Origin of the sequence: Actinosynnema sp. CA-299493, assembly GCF_050946825.1 — a bacterium.
In the GTDB taxonomy this organism is placed as follows: domain Bacteria; phylum Actinomycetota; class Actinomycetes; order Mycobacteriales; family Pseudonocardiaceae; genus Actinosynnema.
Window position 1 is genome coordinate 6965722 of the sequence record NZ_CP191993.1, and the last position, 14919, is coordinate 6980640.

The window sequence follows — 14919 nt, forward strand, 5'->3', positions numbered from 1 at the left end:
TCACCGAGTGAGCACTTTCAGGCGTCGGACTCGCGGCGTTCCGCCGCGGTGTCGGGCGCGGACTCCGGGATCTCGGTGCGCACGTCGGAGTCGCGCAGCACCTCGCGCGCCTGGGCCTCCGGGTCGGCGCTGCCGGTCCGCTCCTCCTCCGGCAGCAGGTTCGCCCTGGTCCGGGACCTGCGGTCGACGTCGTTGCGCCGGTCGAACACCGGTGGCTCGTCGAGGTCGTGCGCACGCCTGAGGCGCGCCTCCTCGGACTCGGAGAGGTCCGTCGCGCCGAGGTCCAGCGGTTCCTGGTGCGTCATGGCCTTTGCCATACCCCAACGGCCGCCTCTTGACGCGTCGGCGGTCATGACGAGCGGTGACGACGGGCGGTCACGGCGTGGCGCGGACCCGGCTGTGGTGCCGGCGGGCCTTCAGCCGGTTGCCGCAGCCCGTCATCGAGCACCACAGCCGCCTGCCGGTGCGCGAGACGTCCTGGAAGTGCAGCACGCACTCGGGGTTGGCGCACTTGCGGACGCGGTCCGGCGCCGCCTCGCGCAGCACGACGAAGTCACGCAGGCACGCCCACGCCGCGCGCCATCGCGGGTCGGGAACGTCGTCGTGCTCGACCCGGCCGCGCCCGTCAACCGCTACCGCGTGATCGCGCCGGACCACGTCGGCACCATCACCGGCTACATCCGGGGCTTCCTCGGCCGGGTTCTGAGCTGATCAGAAGGTTTGTGAGCGCTAACAGCCACCGCTGTCCCAAGTTTCCGGCCTGCCTGTTAGCGATAACAGGCAGGCTTGCCCACCCGAACGGGCCTGCGCTACGGTGCCGGAGAAGCGCTCCTGGTCCGGCCCACCGGCAGGCGACCGGAGGCGCGTCACGATTCCTGCTCGCAAGGAGGCGACGCACGGGTCCGCGCAGGCATGCCGCTGCCGGGTCGAGACGCCGAGCCTCCCTCTCCCCGCACCGCCGCAGTCCACTCAGGACACCCACGCCGCCGCGTCCAGTCCACCCCGAGAGTTTCGAGGAAACCGTGGCCGCACTGAGGAAACGCGCTCTCGCCACCTTCGTCACCGCACTCGCCGTCACCGGCGTGACCGTCGTGGCCGCGCCACCGGCGTCGGCCTACCCCGGACCCGGCGTCGTCACCGGCGACATCCGGGTGCACGACCCCAGCGTCGTCAAGAGGCCCGACGGCAGCTACCTGGTCGCGCACACCGCGGACGGCATCGGCCTGAAGACGTCGACCGACCGCACCGCCTTCCGCAACGCGGGGGCCGCCTTCCCCAACGGCGCCTCCTGGACCACCACCTACACCAACGGCAGCCGCAACCTCTGGGCGCCGGACATCTCCTACCTCAACGGGCAGTACTACCTGTACTACTCGGCCTCCTCGTTCGGCTCGAACCGGTCGGCGATCTTCCTGGCCACCAGCCCCAGCGGTAACGCCGGCACGTGGACGCACCGCGGCCTGGTCGTCGAGACGCGCACCAGCGACAACTACAACGCCATCGACCCCGACCTCGTCGTGGACGACCAGGGCCGCTGGTGGCTGAGCTTCGGCTCGTTCTGGTCCGGCCTCAAGATGATCGCGCTCAACTCCTCGACGGGTCTGCGCGCCGACTCCACGATCCGCTCCATCGCCGGTCGCAACGGCGGCGCGATCGAGGCGCCGAACATCGTCAAGCGCGGCGGCTACTACTACCTGTTCGTGTCGTTCGACTACTGCTGCCGCGGCGCGCAGAGCACCTACCGGGTCATGGTCGGCCGCTCCACCAGCGTCACCGGCCCGTACGTCGCGCGCAACGGCACGGCCCTGACCTCGGGCGGCGGCACGGAGATCCTCGCCGGCCAGGGCAGCGTCCACGGCCCCGGGCACCAGGACGTGTTCTCGGACGTCGACAGCGACATCCTCGTCTACCACTACTACGGTGATGACGGCGCGTCCCGTTTGGGCATCAACCTGCTGGCCTTCGACTCCGCTGGGTGGCCGTACGTCCGATGATCACCGACCGGCTCTCCGCCACCGTCCGCCGCGGTTCGCGGTGGACGGTGGCGTCGGCCGGGGCCGGCGGTGCCCGACCGACGACCGCCCGATCGCCGAAGTGGGCATTGACGTTGGCGCAACCTGCTCGTAGCCTCCCGGAAAGCGCTTTCCCCTACTGCACCGCGCGTCACGTCGGGAAGCGATCGAGACCGGAGGGTTTTCCGAATGGCTGCACTGAAACGTTTCAGAGTCCTGGCGACGTCGATGGTCGCGCTGCTGGCCGTCGCCTGCGGCGGCAGCGGCGGCAGCGGCGACGAGACCCAGGCCGGTCCCGCCACGCTGCGGTTCTCGTGGTGGGGGAACGCCGAGCGCGCCGAGTTGATGCAGAAGGCGATCGACCTCTTCCAGAGCAAGAACCCCGAGATCAAGGTCACCCCGAGCTTCCAGGAGTTCGAGGCGTACTGGCAGAAGATGGCCACCGAGACCGCGGGCGGCAACGCGCCCGACGTGCTGCAGATGGACTTCGCCTACCTCCGGGAGTACTCGGACCGCAACGCGCTCTACGACCTGAAGAAGCAGGACGGCAAGAACCTCGAACTCGGCGACCTGCTCGAAGGGCTCAAGGGCGCGGGCGAGATCGACGGCAAGCTGTACGGCGTGCCGACCGGCGGCAACACCTGGGGTTACATCTACGACCCCGCGCTGTACGCCCAGGCGGGCGTCGAGGAGCCGAAGGAGGGCTGGACCTGGGACGACTACCGTGACGCCATGAAGGTGATCGCGGAGAAGACCGGGGTCTCCGGCGGGGGCAACTACGTCGGCAGCTACTACAACCTGGAGCTTCAGCTCCGCCAAGAGGGCAAGCTGCTCTACACCGAGGACGGCAAGCTCGGGTTCGACAAGGCGCGGCTGGCCGAGTTCTTCGAGGAGGGCAAGGCGTTGACCGACGCCGGGGTCGTGCTGCCGATCGAGAAGGGCGTGCAGATCAAGCCGTCGTTCGCGCTGGAGCAGAAGCTGGTCGCGGGCGACCTCGGCTGGGACAACTTCATGTCCCGCTACGCCAAGGCCAACCCGGCGCTGAAGCTCGGGCCGGTGCCGACCGACCAGGCGGACACGTCCGGCCAGTACCTCAAGCCGTCGATGCTGCTGAGCGTGTCGCAGAAGACCGAGCACCCGGCGGCGGCGGCCAAGCTGGTGTCGTTCATGGTCAACGACCCGGAGGTCGGCAAGATCTTCGGCGCGAACCGCGGCCTGCCGCCGACGAACGCGCAGCGCGCCGCGGCGCAGCTGGAGGGCCCGCTGGCCGCCGTGGCGGCGTACGAGGACGGCTTGAAGGACGAGTTCGGCAAGACGCCCCCCGCACCGCCGAAGGGGGCCGGCTCGCTGGAGCAGGCGTTCATCCGGATCACCGAGGAGCTCCAGTACGGCCGCATCTCCGTGGACGAGGCGGTCGACCAGTTCTTCACCGAGACGGAAGAGACCCTCGGGTCGTGAGCCGGGCGACGATCGCGCCGGATCGGCGCGCCGAAGTCGCCGCACCGCGGCAGGCGGGTTCGCGCGAGCGGGCCCGCCGGTCCGGCGACGGCCTGGCGGGTTACCTGTTCCTGTCGCCGTGGATCATCGGGATCGTCCTGCTGACCCTCGGGCCGATGGTGACCTCGCTGTACCTCTCGTTCACCGACTACGACCTGTTCAACACGCCGAACTGGATCGGGCTGGAGAACTACCAGCGGATGTTCACCGACGCGCGGTGGCTGCGGTCGGTCGAGGTCACGGCGATCTACGTGGCGCTGGCCGTGCCGATCAAGCTCGCCGCGGCGCTGGCCATCGCCGTGCTGCTCAACGGCAAGCGCGCGGGTCAGGGCTTCTACCGGGCGGCGTTCTACGGGCCGTCGCTCATCGGCGGCAGCGTCGGCGTCGCCATCGTGTGGAAGATGATGTTCAGCGACGACTCGGTGGTCGACCAGCTGCTGCTGCGGTTCGGCATCGACACCGGCGGCTGGGCCGGCAACCCGGACTTCTCGCTGATGATGCTGGTGCTGCTGGCGACGTGGCAGCTCGGCGCGCCGATGGTGATCTTCCTGGCGGGGCTCAAGCAGGTGCCGCGGGAGCTGTACGAGGCGGCCGAGGTCGACGGCGCGGGTCGCGGGCGGCGGTTCTGGTCGATCACGTTGCCGATGATCTCGCCGGTGCTGTTCTTCAACCTGCTGCTGGAGACGATCAACGCCTTCCAGGTGTTCACCTCGGCGTACGTGGTGGGCGGGCCGAACGGGCAGCCGGCGGGCAGCACGCTGTTCTACACCACCTACCTGTTCGACCGCGGTTTCGGCGACTACCGCATGGGTTACGCGTCGGCGATGGCGTGGATGCTGCTGCTCGGCGTCGGCCTGGTCACCGTGGTCCTGTTCCGCACCGCGCGGGGTTGGGTGTTCTACTCCGGCGACTCGGGGGACAAGCGATGAGGCAGTCGTTGACCAGGGTGGCGTGGCACGTCGGCGCGCTGGCCCTGCTCGCCGTCGTGCTGTACCCGATCCTGTGGGTGGCGGCGGCGACGTTCAAGCCGTCCGAGGCGATCGTGGGCAGCCTGCAACTGCTGCCCACCGATCCGACGCTCGCGAACTACGAGCGGGTGTTCGAGGGCGTGGTCGGGATCGGCGTCGGCCGGTTCTTCTGGAACTCCACCGTGCTGGCGGTGCTGTCGGTGGTGGGGACGGTCGCGTCGTCGGCGTTGGCGGCCTACGCGTTCGCCCGGCTGCGGTTCCGGGGTCGGAGCGCGCTGTTCGGGATCATGATCGCGACGCTGCTGCTGCCGTTCCACGTGTTGATCATCCCGCAGTACGTCGTGTTCCAGAACCTGGACCTGGTGGACACCTACGTGCCGTTGCTGGCGGGCAAGTTCCTGGCGTCGGAGGCGTTCTTCGTGTTCTTGATCGTGCAGTTCATCCGGCAGCTGCCGCGTGAGCTGGACGAGTCGGCCAAGATCGACGGGGCCGGGCACTGGATCGTGTTCTGGCACATCATCCTGCCGCTGTGCCGGCCGGCGCTCATCACCACGGCGATCTTCACGTTCATCTGGAGCTGGAACGACTTCTTCGGGCCGCTGATCTACCTGAGCACGCCGGACAAGTACCCGCTGCCGCTGGCGTTGCAGCTGTTCATCGACGAGTCGACGGGGTCGGACTTCGGCGCGCTGATGGCGATGTCGATGCTGGCGCTGGTGCCGGTGATCCTGTTCTTCTTGTTCTTCCAGCGGTTCCTGGTGGAGGGTGTGTCGACGTCGGGGTTGAAGGGGTGAGCCGGTGAAGCGGTTCTCGTTGTTCGGCGAGTGCCTGATGGCGGGGTTGCTGGTGCTGCTGGCCGCCCTGCCGGTGGTGACGCTGGTGCCGGCGCTCGCGGCCGGGTGCGCGCACATCAAGGCCCACGTCGACGGGGAGACCACGACGATCCGGTCGTTCTTCGAGCGGGTGCGGTCGGCGCTGCCCGGCGGGTGGGTGGTGTCGGTCGGGGTGGTGGCGGGGTTCGCCGTGCTGGTGGTGGACGTGGTGTTCTTGCGGACGCGGGTCGCCGGTGGCGGTTACGTGGCCGTGGTGTGCGGGGTGGCGGCGGTGGGCCTGGCGGTGGTCGTGCTGCGTGCCGCGGCGCTGTGGTCGGTGGGTTCGCGGTGGCCGGCCGTGCTGCGGGCGGCCGGCCGACGTGCCGCCTCGGACTTCGGGGGCTCCCTCTTGCTGGTGATGTCACTGGCCGTGATGCTGATCGTCACCTGGCAACACCTGCCGCTCGGGCTCCCGATGGCCGGTTGCGTGCTGATGGCCGCCGTCGCGGTCGACCGTCGGCACAGTCCGGTCGCCGAAAGTCCGGTCTCTGGCTAGACTACCCCTGACCAGCCTTTTCCTAGTGTCGCCCTGTCCACGAACGAGTGAATCTCAACCCGACCAACAATCAAAACGCCGTTATCGACGTCCTGGGACGTCGGTTGAAACAACGAGGCCGGCGACCAACCCGCACCCCACCACCCACCACCCCGGGTGACCGATCCTGCCGCCACCGGCCCTACCGGACCGGCCCATGACGCGTCAGGCGCTCGCGCGTCACGTGCTCGCGCCTCACGTACTCGCGCCTCACGTGCTCGCGCGGAGGACCAGGGTGGACGGGTAGAAGGTCTGCGGGGCCGTGGGTCGGTGGTCGAGGACGGCGGTGGCCGCGCCCGTGGCGATGGCTTCGACGGGGTTCGTGGTGGTGGTCAGGCCGGGGCGGCTCAGGGTGGCGTAGGCGATGTCGTCGAAGCCGGCGACGGCGACATCGCCCGGGACGTCCGCGCCGGTGCGGCGCAGGGCCGTCAGCGCGCCCAGGGCGGACAGGTCGCCCAACGCGAAGATCGCGTCCGTGTCCGGCCAGCGGCTCATGATCTCGGTGGCGGCGGAGTCGCCGGTGGCCGCGGTGAAGTTGCCGGCGGCCAGGCGGGGTGGGGCGCCGGCGTCGGCGAGGGCCCGGCGGTAGGCGGTGAGGGCGCGGTCGGTGCACGGGAGCCACGAGGGGCCGGTGATCATGGCGATGCGGCGGCGGCCCGTGGTGAGGAGGTGTTCGACCACCCTCCTCGTACCGGTGGCGTTGTCGACGTCGAAGGACGGGACGTCGCGGGTTCCGATGCCGATCGACGCGATCCGGCCCCGCGCGGACCTGGGGATCGTGGCCAGCGCCGGGACGGTCGGGTTGACGACGATGATGCCGCCGATGTCGCGGTTCTCGGCCAGTTTGCCCAGTTCGGCCGGGTCGTGCAGCGGCAGCCAGTGGAGGGACACGCCGACCCCGCGCGCGGCGGCGGTGGTGGCGGTGGCGGTGGTCACGCGGGCCACGTAAGGGTCGTTGAGCACGTGCGCGGTCCCGCCGCCGACGGCTACCGCGAGGCGCGTGCCGCTGCGGGTGGCCAGGGCGCGGGCGACGGGGTTGGGGGTGTAGCCCAGTTCGCGGGCGGCTTCGGCGACCCGGTGGCGGGCGGAGGCCGAGGCGGGGCCCCGGACGCTCAGGGCGCGGGAGGCCGTTGCCACCGACACGCCGGCTCGGCGTGCCACGTCCGCCAAGGTCGGCTCACCGGCTGCGGATGTCGACATGCGCGCCTTCTCGACCACGGCGGCAAGTGTGCCGGCCGGCCCCTTGTGGTGGAAGCGCTTCCATGGGTGGGGTGGAGATCAGGGCAAGCGCGAGTGCCGGAAATGGCTGGGGGGAAGAGCATGTCGACCGTTGAGGAGACGGCGGGCGGGGCCGGGGGCACGTCGGGTGGGGCCGGGGGTGCGGCGGGCGAGGGCGGGGGTGCGGCGGTCGGGGTCGCGGTCACGTTCGGGCTCAACGGGGTCGCGGTGGCGTCCTGGTTCGCCCGCGTCCCCGCCGCCCGCGACGCGCTGGGGCTCGGCGCGGGCGCTCTCGGGTTGTTGCTGCTGGCCATGTCGGCGGGCGCGACGTTGGCGATGCTCACGGCCGGCGAGGTGACCCACCGCCTCGGCACCCGCCGGACGGTGCGCGTGTCGACGGTCGGGGTGTGCGCTGGGCTGGCGGTCGCCGGCGTGGCCATCGGGGTCTGGCCGTCGGTAGCGGCCACTGCGGTCGGGTTGTTCCTGCTCGGCTACGGGTCGGGCACGTGCAACGTGGCGATGAACGTCGAAGCGGCGGCTGTCGAGCGGGTGCTCGGTCGCACGGTCATGCCGCGGTTCCACGCGGTCTGGAGCCTGGGCACGGTGGCTGCCGCCGGGTCGGCCGCGGTGGCGGTCTGGCTGGACGTGCCGGTGACCGCCCACCTGACGGGCGTCGCGGTCGTCACGCTGGTTGGCACGGTCGTCGCCGCGCGGTCGTTCGGGCACAACGCGCACGACAAGCACGACACGCGCAGGGGGAAGAGCGGCGTGCTGACGGCCTGGCGCGAGCCGCGCACGGTGCTGATCGGCCTGCTGGTGCTGGTGCTGGCGTTCACCGAGGGCACCGCGAACGACTGGGTCGCGGTGGCGTTCGTGGACGGGTACGCGTTCGGGCCGACGGCGGGCGCGGTCGTGTTCGGCGTGTTCGTGGCCACGATGACGTTCGGCCGGGTGGTGGGCACGGTCGCCCTCGACCGCTGGGGACGGGTCCCGGTGCTGGTGGGCACCATGCTGCTGGCGATCACCGGGACGACCCTGGCGGTGCTGGCCGGCGAGCCGGCGGTGGCGGTGGCCGGGGTGGCGTTGTGGGGCCTCGGCACGTCGCTCGGCTTCCCGGTCGGCATGAGCGCCGCGGCCGACGACGAGGGCCGGGCGGCGGCACGGGTCAGCGTGGTCGCGGTCATCGGGTACACCGCGTTCCTGGCCGGGCCGCCGGTCGTCGGCCTCCTCGGGGACCAGGTCGGCGTCCTCCGGGCGCTGCTGGTCGTGCCGCTGCTGCTGCTCCCGGCGCTCGCCCTGGTCCCCGTCCTGCGCCCTACTCCGTCCGCAAGGCCGTCGCCGTAGACGTCTTCGCCGCCCAGGTGGCCGGTGGCAGCGCGCCCACGATCGCGATCAGCAGGCCGCCGACGCCGAGCAGGAGCAACGTCAGCGGGTCGTGCACGGCGAAGGCGGTCGACGGCAGGCCGATCCCGGCGCTCTCCCCCATCGCCGGCAGCACCGCCTGGTGCAACGCGACCCCGACGGGCACGCCGACCGCGCCACCGACCACACCGATCACGACCACCGAGGCGACCACCATCGCGATCGTCTGCCGCGGTGTCATGCCGAGTGCTTTGTGGACGCCCAGGTCCCGGATCCGTTCCCGGGTGTCGAGCACGACGGTGTTCAGCACCCCCATGGCGGCCACCGCGACGAGCATCAGGGTGAGGACCGCGGTCAGGCTGTCGATCAGCACGATGGTGTCGCTGGCCTGGCCGGACCGACCCGCCCGCGCGGTGACGCCGAGCGGCTTCAGCGCCGCGTTCAGCCCCTCGGTGTACGAGGTGACGTCGGTGCCGGGCCGCACCGCGATGTGGTGGCCCACGTCCGCCGACCCGGACGCGTACGTGGCCGCGTCGGTCAGCACCACCATGCCGTCGTTGCTCATCTCGAACACGTCGCCGACGATCCGCAGGGTGACCGACTTCCCGCCGTCGTCCACCGTGACGGTGTCGCCGACCGCCGTGCCGGTGGCGGTCAGGAACGTCGTCGGCGCGACGGCTTCGCCCGGCCGCTCGAACCACCGGCCGGAGACCAGCTGGTAGCCCTCCCAGGTGGCGTCGCCGGTGAACGAGACGAGCGCGGTCGTGCCGGCCACCCCGCTGACGGTCACGTTCGTCCGGGTGGTGCGGTAGTGCGCGCGCGTGCCGGTCTGGGCGTCGATGGCGGCCGAGACCGCGACCGGGTCGGCCGGGCGGACCCCGACACCAGCGCCGGGACCGGGACCGGGACCGGGACCGGGACCGGGACCGGGACGACGATCGCCGCCGGCCGGCCCCTCCACGCCGATCGTCACGTCGGCCGAGTCGTGGTCGCGGGCGATCTGGATCTGGTTGAGCGACGACGCCAGCCCGACCGCGAACGTGACCGCCGTGGCGCCGAACAGCACCGCCGTCACCATCGCCGCCGCACGGGCGGGTCGCGCGAACGGGCGGGCCAGGCCGAGGCCGACGGGTCGCGGCACGGCCAGTCGGCCGGTCAGCCTGGCGGCCCACCGGCCACGGCCGGGTCGCGGGGTGCGGCCGACGGCGATCGCGTCCACCGTGCGCAACCGCCCGGCGCGCAACGCGCTCGCCCACGCCACCACCGACACCAGCGCCAGCGCGCCGACGACCACCAAGACGTCCAGCCACGGCGCGACGGTCAACGACACCGCGCCGTAGACGTCCTCGGTCTCGGCCAGCACCGGGATGGTCAGCAGGTTGCCCGCCACGACGCCGATCGCGGCGCCGACCGCCGCCGGGATCAGGGCCTGAGCCACGTAGGCCCACACGACCTGCGCCGGGGTGAGTCCGAGGGCCTTGAGGATGCCGATGCGCCGGGTGCCCGCGCCGACCGCGCCCGCGACCACGTTGCCGACCACGAGCAACGACATGACCAGTCCCAGCAGGCCGAACGCGACCAGGAACGGCACGAACACCGCCACGCTCCGGTCGGCCGCCCGCTTGAGCACCAGCCACGACTGCGATCCGCTCAGCGCGCCCTCGGGCGCCGCCGCCGCGACCGCCGCGCGGGCCGCGTCGACCTGCTCGGTCGTGGCGGCGGACGCGAAGCGGTACAGCACCTGGTAGCCCTCGGGGGTGGTGATCCAGGACGGTGGCACCCAGCCGTCGGCGGTGCGGCTGACCGAGCGGGCGACGCCGACCACGGTCACCGTCGAGCCGTCGGCGAGGGAGAGGCGGCGGCCGACGCCGGAGCCGGTCGGCGAGTGCGCGTACGGGCCGTCGGCGGACACCACGACCTCGCCGGGCGCGTCGGCCCACTCCCCCTCGGTCACCGTCACCGCGTCGACCGGTCCGCCGGGTTCGGCCCGGCCGACTACCGTCATCGGCGACGCGTCGCCGGGTCCGCCGCCGGGCCCGTCGGCGCTCGGCGTGATCGACGCGGTCGGGAACGGCCCGGCGGAGGCGGTGACGCCCGCGATGGGCGCCAGCAGCTGCTCCGCCGTCGCCTTCGCCGCGTCGAACCGTGCGGACAGGTGTGCGCCGCGCTGCGCGGCGAACGCGTCGTCGAACGGCGCGGTGGACGCCACCAGCAGCGACCCGCCGAGCACGGACGACGTGACGGCCATCGTGGTGGCGAGCCCGATCACGGCGGTCTGCACCCGGCGACGCGCGACGCCCGAGCGGACGACCCGGCCCAGCCCGCTCATCGGGTCGGCTCCGCGGTGACGTCGCCCGCGATCCGGCCGTCGACCAGCTGGATCGTGCGGCGGGTGCACGACCTGGCCAGCGCGAGGTCGTGGGTGACCACCACCAGGGTCTGGCCGTCGGCGTTGAGCTCGGTGAGCAGCGCGCTGACGTCCTCGCCGGAGGCGGTGTCCAGCGCGCCGGTCGGTTCGTCGGCGAGCAGCAGCGCGGGCCGGTTCATCAACGCCCGCGCGACCGCGACCCGCTGCCGTTCGCCGCCGGACAGCCGTCCCGGGTAGGCGCGGGCGTGCCGGGCGACGCCGAGCTGGTCGAGCAGTTCCGCGGCACGCCGCGCCGCCGTGCCGCGCGCCATGCCCGCCAGTTGCGCGGGCAGGACCACGTTGTCGGCCACGGTGAGGTCGTCGAGCAGGTTGAAGAACTGGAACACCATGCCGACCCGGGCCCGCCGGTAGCGCGCGGACGCGGCCTCGCCCAGGCCGTCGACCCGCACGCCGGCCACGGTGACCGTGCCGGTGTCCGGCCGGTCGAGGCCCGCGATCAGGTTGAGCAGCGTGGACTTGCCGCTGCCGGAGGGGCCGAGGACCGCGACGGCCTCCCCCTCCCGCACGGTCAGCGTCACGTCGCTCAACGCCGGTGGCCCGTCGTCGTACCCGCGGCTCACGTCACGCAGCTCGATCACCGGCGTGGTCATGGTCGGCTCCCTGGTTCGTCCTCGATGTGGCGCGGTGGACGCTAGGAGCGGCGCGGATCCGGGCGCGTCGGTCGGCCGGGGCATTTCCGGTACCCCGCCGGGATGAGGGCGGCGCGGTGTCATCCCTGAGGCGTAGTCGAGCGGTGTAGGCGCAGGGGTCGCCGGGTGGATGCCCGGTGGTCGGCGCGTCGGTGAGAATGGCCGGGTGACGAACGCGCCGGTGGTGGGCCGACTGCGGGCCTGGGCGGCCTCGGTGGTGCTGCCGACCGGTCCGCTGCCGCGGCCCACGGTGCGCAACCACGTGTTCGACGCGGTGCTGGCGCTGGTGGTCGGCATCGCCTCGGTGCGGTACGCGGTCGACTCGCAGGACGTGCCCGTGCGCGTCGTCGTCGGCGGCCTGTGGCAGCCGATGCCCGTGCCTCCTCCGCCGCAACCCGACGCGTTGTTCGGCGCGGTGGTCATCGCGGTGGTGGCCGCGGTGGCGTTGGTGCTGCGCCGTCGTTACCCGCTGGCCGTGCTGTGGGTGGTGCTGTACGCGACCTTGGCGTCGCCGTCGGAGTCGCCGAGGCTCACGTTCTACGCGTGCGTCATCGCCGCCTACTCGGCCGCCGCGTACAGCCCGCACCGGCGGCCCGCGTTGGCGAGCCTGCTGGTGGCGGTGCTGGTGGTGGCGGTGTTCCGGGACTCGGAGCTGCCGGTGGTGCCGAACGAGTACGTGCCGCTGCTGGTCCTGGTGCCGCTGATCGTGGCGGCGAACGGCCTGCGCACGTGGAAGGTCCGCACGGACGAGGGCCGGGCGCAGGTGTCGGCGCTGGAGCGCGAGCAGGCGGAGGCGTTGCACCGGGCGGTCGAGCACGAGCGGGCCCGCATCGCCCGCGAGCTGCACGACGTGGTGACGCACCACGTGAGCGTGATGACGATCCAGGCGGGCGCGGCGCGCAAGGTGATGGCGTCCTCGCCCGGGCAGGCGCAGGAGGCGTTGTTGGCGGTCGAGGCGGGTGGGCGGGCGGCGATGACGGAGTTGCGGCACGTGATGGGGCTGTTGGCGACGGACGGCGCCGACCCGGCCGACCTCGCGCCGCAGCCGGGGCTCGACCAGCTGGCGGCCCTGGTCGCCCGGTTGCGGGACACCGGGGTGCCGGTCGAGTCGACCGTGACCGGGCAGCCGCGCCCGCTGCCGTCCGGGGTGGAGCTGGCCGCCTACCGGGTGGTGCAGGAGGCGTTGACGAACGCGGTGAAGCACGCCTCCGGCGGGTCGGCGGCGGTGACCGTGGCCTACGGCGTCGACCACCTCAGGGTGGAGGTGGTCGACACCGGCGGCGAACCCGGTCCCGGCGCGGCCACGGGCAACGGGCACGGGCTGATCGGCCTGCGCGAGCGGCTGGCGGTCTACGGCGGCACGCTGGACGCCCGACCCCGGACCGGCGGCGGTTACCACGTCACCGCGTCGATCCCGGTGCAGGCGCCGTGAACGCCCCGCTGCGAGTGGTGGTCGCCGACGACCAGGTGCTGGTGCGCACCGGTTTCCGGATGATCCTCACCGCCGACGGCATCGACGTGGTCGGCGAGGCCACCAACGGGCTGGAGGCCGTGGAGGCGGTGCGGCGCACCGTGCCCGACGTGGTGCTGATGGACATCCGGATGCCGGAGCTGGACGGCCTGGAGGCCACCCGCCGCATCCTGACCGGCGCGGGACCGGAACCGCGGGTGATCATCCTGACCACGTTCGACCTCGACCACTACGTCTACGCCGCGTTGTCGGCGGGTGCGAGCGGGTTCCTGCTCAAGGACGTGACGCCAGAGCACCTGGTCGCCTCGGTGCGGATGGTGCGCTCCGGTGACGCGCTGCTGGCGCCCGCCATCACCCGCCGGCTGGTGGAGCGGTTCGCGGACCGGGGCGCGGACACCGCGTCGTCGCACCGCGACCTGGCCGCGCTGACCCCGCGTGAGCTCGAGGTGCTCGGCCTGCTGGCGCGTGGGCTGAGCAACGCCGAGCTGGCCGGGAAGCTGCACCTGTCCGAGGCGACGGTGAAGACCCACGTGGCGCGCATCCTGGCCAAGCTGGGCCTGCGCGACCGCGTGCAGGCCGTCGTCGTGGCCTACGAGACCGGCCTGGTCACCCCCGGGGGACGTGGCTGAGGGACGTGGTTGACGGGCGTGGCTGACGGTTCAGCCGAGGAACCGCACGTCGGGGTGCCGGTCGGACGGTCCGTCGAGCAGGTGTCGCGGCCGGTGGCGCAGGTGCTGGTCGAAGAACGCGGTCAGGTAGGCGCGCTGGGCGGCGGTGCTGCGGGCGGGGTCGACCGTGCCGACGATCGGCGTCGTCACCGCCGGGTCGAGCCCGAGGTGGGCGGCCAGTCGCGGCACCAGCGACTGGTGGTCGGTGAAGGACGAGTGCTCGCCGTCGGGCAGGTGCAGCTGCCGCACCCACCCGCGGTGGTTGGCCAGGAACTCCTGCCACGACAGGTCGGACGCCGCGCTGTGGTCGCCCGCGCTCATCAGCAGGAACGGCCGGTCCAGGCCCTCGTCGGCGACCCGGCCGAAGTCCCGGGCGGACTGGGAGTACGCCATGCTGCCGTCGAGGTTCGCGCCCGCGTCGATCCGGCGGTCGGACACCATGGTCTCGCCGGCGGTGAAACCGCCCGCCGAGTGGCCGGCCACGCCGACCCGGGACAGGTCGAGCGACCGGCCGAGGCCCGGTGGCAGGCGGCGTCGGCCCGCGTCCGGGTTGCCGCCGGCGGCGAGGACCTCCAGTTGGTCCAGGACGAAGCTCGTGTCCTGGGTGCGCGTCGCCATCAACTTCTTGTTGACGTCGATCGTCAGCGGTGGCAGGGAACGCGGCGCGACCCGGCCGTCGGGGAACTGCACCGCGAGCGGCTCGTGGGTGTGGTCGATCGCGATGACCACGTACCCCTTGCTCGCCAACTGCTCGGTGAGGCCGGTGCCGAGGGCGCGCGGGTTGCCGCGCCCCGGCGAGTACAGCACGACGGGCCGTCGACCGGGGATGGCCGGCGCGTCGGGGACCGAGTGGGTGGCGAAGCCGTAGTCCAGCACGGCCGGGTCGATGCCCAAGGTCCTGGCGTCGCTCGCGGCGACCGCCGAGGCGACGGCGGGCGGCATGAACGGCGCCTCGTCGCGCGCGCTCGGCACCGCGGGGTACCGGACGGTGACCATCAGTTCCCTGCTGGTGTCCGGCCGCCACGGGTCCGGTCGGGTGTGGTCCACCAGGTGCAGCTCGGTGGCGCCCACCGCGTGGGGGCCGGTGGGCGCGGGGAGCGCGAACCGCACCGGCGACGGTGAAGCCGCCGCGGGCACGGCGGCGGCCAGCGCCACGCCGGCGAGCAGGGCCGGCACGATCACTCGTTTTCCAGTCACCTGGCGAACCTAGGACGGCTCGTGGGCACACCGGATCAGGACGATCACCCAGTGGAACCCCG

Annotated in this window: 14 protein-coding genes; 8 read left to right on the top strand and 6 right to left on the bottom strand. The window is 72.6% G+C overall.

All coding sequences use genetic code 11. From position 1 onward, the window contains the following. Positions 1 to 17: 17 nt before the first annotated feature. Together ACQPYE_RS29165 and ACQPYE_RS29170 are read right to left on the bottom strand one after the other, a co-directional pair. On the bottom strand, positions 18 to 305 hold the full coding sequence (locus tag ACQPYE_RS29165) for a hypothetical protein (RefSeq protein ID WP_498715935.1): 288 nt from the start codon (positions 303 to 305) through the stop codon (positions 18 to 20). Between the two features lie 70 nt (positions 306 to 375). After that, complete coding sequence (locus tag ACQPYE_RS29170; RefSeq protein ID WP_498715936.1) at positions 376 to 657, bottom strand: CGNR zinc finger domain-containing protein; 282 nt, start codon at positions 655 to 657, stop codon at positions 376 to 378. Between the two features lie 365 nt (positions 658 to 1022). Between ACQPYE_RS29170 and ACQPYE_RS29175 the strand changes: the two genes are divergently transcribed. The 5 genes from ACQPYE_RS29175 to ACQPYE_RS29195 all read left to right on the top strand — a co-directional run bounded on the left by ACQPYE_RS29175 (position 1023) and on the right by ACQPYE_RS29195 (position 5845). Next, the gene (locus tag ACQPYE_RS29175) at positions 1023 to 1994 is read left to right on the top strand and encodes an arabinan endo-1,5-alpha-L-arabinosidase (protein ID WP_498715937.1); all 972 of its coding nucleotides are present in this window, start codon (positions 1023 to 1025) and stop codon (positions 1992 to 1994) included. Positions 1995 to 2201: 207 nt separating this feature from the next. Continuing rightward, entirely contained in the window at positions 2202 to 3470 is a 1269-nt protein-coding gene (locus ACQPYE_RS29180; protein WP_498715939.1) for an ABC transporter substrate-binding protein, read from the top strand. Continuing rightward, entirely contained in the window at positions 3467 to 4438 is a 972-nt protein-coding gene (locus ACQPYE_RS29185) for a carbohydrate ABC transporter permease (protein WP_498715940.1), read from the top strand. Before ACQPYE_RS29180 ends, ACQPYE_RS29185 begins: the two co-directional genes overlap by 4 nt. Next, positions 4435 to 5271 carry a carbohydrate ABC transporter permease gene (locus ACQPYE_RS29190; RefSeq protein ID WP_498715941.1) on the top strand — a complete coding sequence of 279 codons (837 nt, stop codon included), beginning with the start codon at positions 4435 to 4437 and terminating at the stop codon, positions 5269 to 5271. The genes ACQPYE_RS29185 and ACQPYE_RS29190 overlap by 4 nt, the downstream gene beginning before the upstream one ends. Before the next feature lie 4 nt (positions 5272 to 5275). Next, entirely contained in the window at positions 5276 to 5845 is a 570-nt protein-coding gene (locus ACQPYE_RS29195; protein ID WP_498715943.1) for a hypothetical protein, read from the top strand. 249 nt (positions 5846 to 6094) lie between these two features. On the opposite strand, the gene ACQPYE_RS29200 is transcribed toward ACQPYE_RS29195, so the two are convergent. After that, entirely contained in the window at positions 6095 to 7084 is a 990-nt protein-coding gene (locus ACQPYE_RS29200; protein ID WP_498715945.1) for a LacI family DNA-binding transcriptional regulator, read from the bottom strand. Positions 7085 to 7204: 120 nt separating this feature from the next. Between ACQPYE_RS29200 and ACQPYE_RS29205 the strand changes: the two genes are divergently transcribed. After that, positions 7205 to 8446, top strand: a complete 1242-nt coding sequence (locus tag ACQPYE_RS29205) for an MFS transporter (protein ID WP_498715947.1) — start codon at positions 7205 to 7207, stop codon at positions 8444 to 8446. On the opposite strand, the gene ACQPYE_RS29210 is transcribed toward ACQPYE_RS29205, so the two are convergent. After that, positions 8418 to 10793: an ABC transporter permease gene (locus ACQPYE_RS29210; protein ID WP_498715948.1), complete on the bottom strand. Its 2376-nt coding sequence runs from the start codon at positions 10791 to 10793 to the stop codon at positions 8418 to 8420. The two genes, ACQPYE_RS29205 and ACQPYE_RS29210, sit on opposite strands and share 29 nt — an antisense overlap. Next, positions 10790 to 11482, bottom strand: a complete 693-nt coding sequence (locus tag ACQPYE_RS29215; RefSeq protein WP_498715950.1) for an ABC transporter ATP-binding protein — start codon at positions 11480 to 11482, stop codon at positions 10790 to 10792. Before ACQPYE_RS29215 ends, ACQPYE_RS29210 begins: the two co-directional genes overlap by 4 nt. A gap of 205 nt (positions 11483 to 11687) precedes the next feature. Here ACQPYE_RS29215 and ACQPYE_RS29220 point away from each other — a divergent pair, with 205 nt between their 5' ends. Continuing rightward, a complete protein-coding gene (locus ACQPYE_RS29220; RefSeq protein ID WP_498715951.1) occupies positions 11688 to 12953 on the top strand; it encodes a sensor histidine kinase in 1266 nt (421 codons plus the stop codon). Next, positions 12950 to 13621, top strand: coding sequence for a response regulator (locus tag ACQPYE_RS29225; RefSeq protein ID WP_498715953.1), 672 nt, complete (start codon positions 12950 to 12952; stop codon positions 13619 to 13621). The genes ACQPYE_RS29220 and ACQPYE_RS29225 overlap by 4 nt, the downstream gene beginning before the upstream one ends. Positions 13622 to 13651: 30 nt before the next feature. On the opposite strand, the gene ACQPYE_RS29230 is transcribed toward ACQPYE_RS29225, so the two are convergent. After that, the gene (locus ACQPYE_RS29230; protein ID WP_498715954.1) at positions 13652 to 14857 is read right to left on the bottom strand and encodes an alpha/beta hydrolase family protein; all 1206 of its coding nucleotides are present in this window, start codon (positions 14855 to 14857) and stop codon (positions 13652 to 13654) included. Positions 14858 to 14919 lie beyond the last annotated feature (62 nt).

What these genes read in the sequence shown, in the direction of transcription:
- ACQPYE_RS29165 (WP_498715935.1), bottom strand. Translation starts at nt 305, where the DNA reads ATGACGCACCAGGAACCGCTGGACCTCGGCGCGACGGACCTCTCCGAG.
- ACQPYE_RS29180 (WP_498715939.1), top strand. Translation starts at nt 2,202, where the DNA reads ATGGCTGCACTGAAACGTTTCAGAGTCCTGGCGACGTCGATGGTCGCG.
- ACQPYE_RS29190 (WP_498715941.1), top strand. Translation starts at nt 4,435, where the DNA reads ATGAGGCAGTCGTTGACCAGGGTGGCGTGGCACGTCGGCGCGCTGGCC.
- ACQPYE_RS29200 (WP_498715945.1), bottom strand. Translation starts at nt 7,084, where the DNA reads ATGTCGACATCCGCAGCCGGTGAGCCGACCTTGGCGGACGTGGCACGC.
- ACQPYE_RS29205 (WP_498715947.1), top strand. Translation starts at nt 7,205, where the DNA reads ATGTCGACCGTTGAGGAGACGGCGGGCGGGGCCGGGGGCACGTCGGGT.
- ACQPYE_RS29210 (WP_498715948.1), bottom strand. Translation starts at nt 10,793, where the DNA reads ATGAGCGGGCTGGGCCGGGTCGTCCGCTCGGGCGTCGCGCGTCGCCGG.
- ACQPYE_RS29215 (WP_498715950.1), bottom strand. Translation starts at nt 11,482, where the DNA reads ATGACCACGCCGGTGATCGAGCTGCGTGACGTGAGCCGCGGGTACGAC.